Raw genomic sequence first — 5,718 nt, 5'->3', positions numbered from 1 at the left:
GGGATAAGGTTCTGTTCCCGCAGATTACGCTGATTTGCGCAAACCTGATCTCTCCTGAGTTTTACGCCTTCCGTCCCAGGTTAAATAGCCCTGATGGCAGCGGAAATCCCTTTTGGTTAAGGATGGTTTGTTTGACGGAACGGATATCCAAAAGGATTGCAGCGGACAGCAGGACGGAACCCAACCTACATGTTACTGTTACTGCGCTCCTGATCATCAAAAAATTAATCTTTAGATTATGCTTAACAAATAATATTGAATTTTAAATGAGGAGATTAAGCATTAGCTTCCTCTTTAACCGCTAACTGCCCGCAAGCAGCATCAATATCTTTACCACGGCTACGGCGGATGTTAGTGTTGATCCCCTGGCTTTTTAAATAATTGGAAAAAGCATCGATCTTATCGCCTTCCGCATTGGTGAAATCGGCGAAAGAAATAGGGTTATATTCAATGAGGTTTACCTTGCAAGGAATATGTTTGCAGAATTTAGCTAAATCCATAGCATCCGAAATTTCATCGTTAAAATGATTAAAAACAATGTATTCGTAAGTTACCGGATTTTTAGTTTTAGCGAAGTAGTATTTTAGCGCATCGGCTAATGCTTTTAACGAGTTGGCCTCATTGATCGGCATGATCTCATTACGCTTTTTATCATCAGCGGCATGWAGTGAAAGTGCCAGATTAAATTTAGCACCGTCATCGCCCAATTTTTTGATCATTTTAGCAATACCCGCTGTAGAAACTGTAATGCGCTTATAGCTCATGTTTAAGCCATCTGGTGCAGTGATACGCTCAATCGATTTCAATACATTGGCATAATTTAACAGCGGCTCTCCCATTCCCATATACACGATATTGGTAAGGGGATTGTTGTAATTCTGTTTAGCCTGCTTATCGATCAACACTACCTGATCATAAATCTCATCAGCGTTTAAATTACGCTTACGGTCCATGTAACCAGTTGCACAGAACTTACAGGTTAAACTGCAGCCTACCTGAGAGCTTACGCAAGCGGTCATACGGTCTTCTAAAGGAATTAAAACCCCCTCTACAATATTACCATCTGCTAACCTGAAAGTATTTTTAATGGTATGGTCGTTACTGAACTGAGAATTGTTAACCTGAACAGCATTAATGGCAAAAGCTTCGTCCAATGCTTTACGAAGATCTTTAGAAAGATTGCTCATCTGCTCGAAACTTGTAGCCGATTTCTCCCAAAGCCATTGGTAAATCTGCTTAGCCCTAAATGCAGGTTGTTGCATCGCTACAAGATGTTGTTGCAACTGAGGTAGATCTAATGCACGGATATCGGTTTTTTTTGCTGTTACCATTTGTTGCAAAGGTACTTAAAAAAGGTGTAAGGCAGAAAGGCAGAAGGTTGAGGGTGCCTGCAAGATGCTAAATTTTACAATTAATTAGCTTTATCTTCCTCTGCCTCTTGAGTTTGACTTGCTGATAGCCTTACCTTTGGCAGGTTTGGAATTTCTGTTTCCCGCATTGCTTTTACCTGTTGGTTTTGCTCCGGAATGACCTGCGCTCTTTTTTCCTGTTGACTTTGGGCCAGACGGCTTTGGTTTAAATGCCTTTTTTGGCTGTTCTTCTCTAAGTTCGGGGATTTCTTCCCACGTATTTGTTTTTTTCTTAGTGCCTTTGGGTTTTGTTTTGGCTTCGGATGATGAATTTTCAACACTTTTGGTGATGCTTTTCATCTCGTCTTCGGTAAGTTCTCTAAATTCTCCTGTAGGAATACCTTTTAGATTGATATTCATAATGCGGGTACGCTCGAGCTTGGTAACCTCATAACCAAAATGCTCGCACATTCTACGGATCTGCCTGTTTAAGCCTTGAATTAAGATAATATTGAATACAAATGTGCTGATCTGCCTTACCTTGCATTTACGCGTATTCACCCCTAAAATTGGAACACCATTGCTCATCTCGAAAATAAAATCTTCGGTAATCGGTTTGTTTACCGTTACCACATATTCCTTTTCGTGTTTATTCCCCGCCCTTAAAATTTTGTTAACGATATCGCCGTTATTGGTCAGGAAGATTAAACCTGAAGAATCTTTATCCAATCGGCCAATTGGAAATATTCTTTCGCTATGGTTCACGTAATCAACAATATTATCGCGTACGCTGCCTTCCGTTGTACTGGTAATGCCGACAGGTTTGTTAAAAGCCAAAAGGATGAAATTACTTTCTTCTTTAGGTTCGATATTATGACCGTTTACCATCACTTTATCGCCTGCAAAAACCTGATCGCCTACTTTAGCCCTTTTTCCATTGATGAAAACGGTACCCTTTTCAATATAACGGTCTGCTTCACGGCGTGAACATAATCCACTTTCACTGATGAATTTATTTAAACGGGTTGCAGAGTTATTGTTCATACTGCAATTTTACGGAAATAAATCGTGTTATCCATTCTCCACACTGGCAACAAATGAATCGATGGTGCTTTTGAGTGCGGTTAAAGTTTCCTTATCGGTAATCGCTCCTTCATTGTTGATCTTCGCTTTTGCAAATGAGATAAGCTGGGGCGATACCCTCGCTTCAATTACCGTTAAAATATCGATTATGGATTGATAGGCTTTTTCACCCTGGGTTGAAGCAACAAGTGCTAAAACGGATTTCCCCGAAAATGATGCTGTGCTTACGGTCCAATCGAGCAGGTTTTTTAGCGATCCTGGTAAACCCATCGCGTATTCTGGTGTAGAGATGATGATTCCATCTGCCTTTTTGATGATTGAACGAAGCGCCTCGATAACCTGTGGTGGATTTTCCTGATCTAAATCAGGATTGAAGTGTGGGATATCTGCAATAGACGGAAAGTTTGTTACCTCGAACTCTCTGCCTAAAAGCCTGGAGATGGCAGTTATGTAAAGTGCATTAGTTGATATTGTTTTTGTGCTTCCAGAGACTGCCAATATTTTTTTCATTGCTAAAAGTAGCAAAGCGTAAATGGAATATCAAGGTGGTCTGGTAATCGTGTTGTCATTTCAAAACGGGCCATCGAAACGCACCAGGTTTCGACAGCCTATTCTAAACATATTAACAACTAAAAGTTTTGATCATCTGMACTTGGGCCATAGCTGCCTGGGATCGGAATATCAAGTATTCTTAAGTAAACACCTAACTGCGCCCTGTGGTGAGTGGTTTGGCTAAGTGAATGGCGGATGGTTTCGTATTTAGAATAATCCGCCAAAACCTGTTTGCCCATGCTCAATACCCAACGACCATTTAGGTCTTCTTCCGTCGCTTTTTCTAATTCTGCTTTTCCAAGTGCATAATTTTCCTCTAAAATTTTAACCAGGTCATCGGCACTTTCTACAGGTTTTTCTACATAAGGTGCTGTTTCAAAATCCAGTCCATCAGTAGTTAATGCCAGTGAAACCCAACTCGGCAGATCAGCAATATGAACCGCAAGCGATTTCATTTTCATGCTTTTTTCGTGTGGTGCCCAGTCAAACTTATCTACAGGTACAATAGCCAGGAATTTTTTTGTCGTATTAAATTCGGCTTCTAACTCTTTCAATAATAATTTAATAATGTCCATATTTTTCTGTTTTGTTTTTTCTGCGGTGTTTAAATCCATTAGTAGTAAATCGGCTATACTCATGATTTTGGTGTTTAGTTACACAAAGAAAATACAGCCCACTGACAACCCTATGGCAGTGTGAAAAATATTTTTTTAATAATTAACAGGGAGCAGGTGCATGTATTCACTTAGCGGCATGTGCTGCGTTTTTTTGAAAGGAATACCTAGATTTTTAAGGCAGATAATCCGGGTGAGGTTAAAATCACGGTATTCATTCCGGTAATGGCACCAGGCAATTAAATGCCAGCTAAAAGCATAGAAAATCAATCCAATTGGCTCTACTTCTCTTTTGCTCACTTCCTCCTTATTGTTTTTATAATCGAGTTCGATCAGGTGTTTTTCTGCAATAGCGTGTTGAATAAGTGATAGGTATTCGAAGTTAAAATTTAACCTTTCCGGAATCTGCAATTTAATATGCTGGTTTAAGGTTTCGAGCTTTTCCTTTTGTCCCGATTTTAATACCGCCTTTACTTTTGTCAGTGCTGTGGAGTAATGGGCACGGATGGAATTATCCGCAAATCCGTTCACCAAACTTTCAACCAATAGCAGTGCATTGGCTTCGTCCATATTAAAAGAAACTGGTGGCAGGAAATAACCTTGAACCAGATAATAGCCTTTATGCTGCTCAAAACTTACCGGTATTCCTTGTTCGCCCAATGCTTTAATATCGCGATAAACCGTGCGTATGCTCATATCAAACCTTTCCGCAATTTTTTCTGCGGTAATGTATTTTCTGGATTGAAGCAGGGTTAAGATTCCGAAAAGTCGGTCGATACGGTTCATAGTTTGTTTTTTTAGGCATTTAAAATTAAAGTTTTTTAATCAATTTTTCTTGTGGTACGTTATTTGTAAAAGATAAATACATATCAATTCTATTGGTTGAACCGTTATAATTAGGGTTTATCATACATAATCTGAATTAAATGGCTGCTATTATCCAAAAGCGCTTCTTCCGGGCAATAAAAAGTAAAGTAATAATAGGTTTCCTGTTTGCCTGTTTTGCATTGCTATTGGCATGGGGCATCAGCAAATTTGCTTTTACGCGGATGCTGGATACTGTTGAAGAAATTTCGGCCCCGAACGACCGCTTAAGGATCGTAAATGATCTCTCACATAAGATTGCCAGGTTAGATCAGTTACAAAGGGATGAAGCTTTCAATAAACAAGGTACCTATAGTTTTCTTAAAGAGTCGCGTAAGTTAAGGGCTAGTTTAGATACCTTACGCAAATTGTATAAGGGCGATTCCGCCCAGTTGGCCAGAATAAAGTCGATCAAGAATCTGTTAACCGACCGGGATAAACAATTTATCAATTACTTAAAGGTGCGAGAAACATTGGTGAATACCAAATCGTTCTCTAATGAGGTTCAGAAATTAAACGAACTGGTTGCTACACGTACTAGGCAGACAGATAGCGCAGTACTGACCACCGAGACAACTACATCGACCACTACAGTGGCACCTGAAGAAGAACAGAAATCGAGGGGTTTTTTGAGTAAACTGTTTGGCAAGAAGAAATCTGATGTGTATAAAATCATTAATGAGGAATTTAAGGTAAAGCGCGATACGCTGAATGCTAAAGCTGAAGATAGCATTATGAAGAGCATGACGGGGGCCTTGAAAAATATCGAACTAGAGCAACGCCAGAAAAGCCAGAAATTTTTAAAACGCGAAGCAGACCTGTCAARTGCCAGTAATGCCCTGACCGCCCAGATGCTACAGATTTTAAGAGAAGTGGAGGGGGAGGCAGTGGCCCAGATAGATTTAAACGGTATACAGGCCAAAGAGGTGGTTAATGATGGGATTACGCAGATCACAACCATTATCATTATCTTTTTTCTCTTAACGGTTATTCTGCTGTATTTAATTTTAGCTGACATTACAAAAAGCAACAGGTACAGAAGGGCATTGGAGCTTGCCAAAGATGAGGCAGAATACCATGGTAAGGCTAAGCAACGGTTCCTATCGAACATGAGCCATGAGATCAGAACGCCACTGCAATCTATTTTAGGCTATGCCGAGCTGATTACCCAGCAGGATGTGCCGAATAAGAAAGATGTGGATGCCATTTATCAATCTTCCATTCACTTACTTCAAATTGTGAACGAGGTATTAGAT

Annotated in this window: 7 protein-coding genes; 2 read left to right on the top strand and 5 right to left on the bottom strand. The window is 39.9% G+C overall.

All coding sequences use genetic code 11. The annotated features are described in order from the left end of the window. On the top strand, positions 1–266 hold a 266-nt coding region (locus tag AC1DND_RS16915; protein ID WP_477583365.1), incomplete at its 5' end, for a hypothetical protein. Positions 267–275: 9 nt separating this feature from the next. On the opposite strand, the gene rlmN is transcribed toward AC1DND_RS16915, so the two are convergent. From rlmN to AC1DND_RS16890, 5 genes are all read right to left on the bottom strand, one after another. After that, a complete protein-coding gene (gene rlmN / locus AC1DND_RS16910; RefSeq protein WP_477583363.1) occupies positions 276–1,331 on the bottom strand; it encodes a dual-specificity RNA methyltransferase RlmN in 1,056 nt (351 codons plus the stop codon). A 90-nt stretch (positions 1,332–1,421) separates the two neighbouring features. Next, positions 1,422–2,393: a 23S rRNA pseudouridine(2604) synthase RluF gene (gene rluF, locus AC1DND_RS16905; protein ID WP_477583362.1), complete on the bottom strand. Its 972-nt coding sequence runs from the start codon at positions 2,391–2,393 to the stop codon at positions 1,422–1,424. A 27-nt stretch (positions 2,394–2,420) separates the two neighbouring features. Then, positions 2,421–2,942, bottom strand: coding sequence for an NADPH-dependent FMN reductase (locus AC1DND_RS16900; RefSeq protein ID WP_477583360.1), 522 nt, complete (start codon positions 2,940–2,942; stop codon positions 2,421–2,423). A gap of 119 nt (positions 2,943–3,061) precedes the next feature. Further along, on the bottom strand, positions 3,062–3,622 hold the full coding sequence (locus AC1DND_RS16895) for a DinB family protein (RefSeq protein ID WP_477583358.1): 561 nt from the start codon (positions 3,620–3,622) through the stop codon (positions 3,062–3,064). Positions 3,623–3,694: 72 nt separating this feature from the next. Beyond that, the gene (locus AC1DND_RS16890; protein WP_477583357.1) at positions 3,695–4,384 is read right to left on the bottom strand and encodes a helix-turn-helix transcriptional regulator; all 690 of its coding nucleotides are present in this window, start codon (positions 4,382–4,384) and stop codon (positions 3,695–3,697) included. Between the two features lie 140 nt (positions 4,385–4,524). Here AC1DND_RS16890 and AC1DND_RS16885 point away from each other — a divergent pair. Further along, a partial coding sequence (locus AC1DND_RS16885; protein WP_477583355.1) for a sensor histidine kinase occupies positions 4,525–5,718 on the top strand: 1,194 nt, incomplete at its 3' end.

The organism is Pedobacter sp. 01N416 (genome assembly GCF_056399685.1).
The sequence above is the reverse complement of the archived record's forward strand: the minus strand, read 5'-3'. Positions and strand labels throughout refer to the sequence as shown.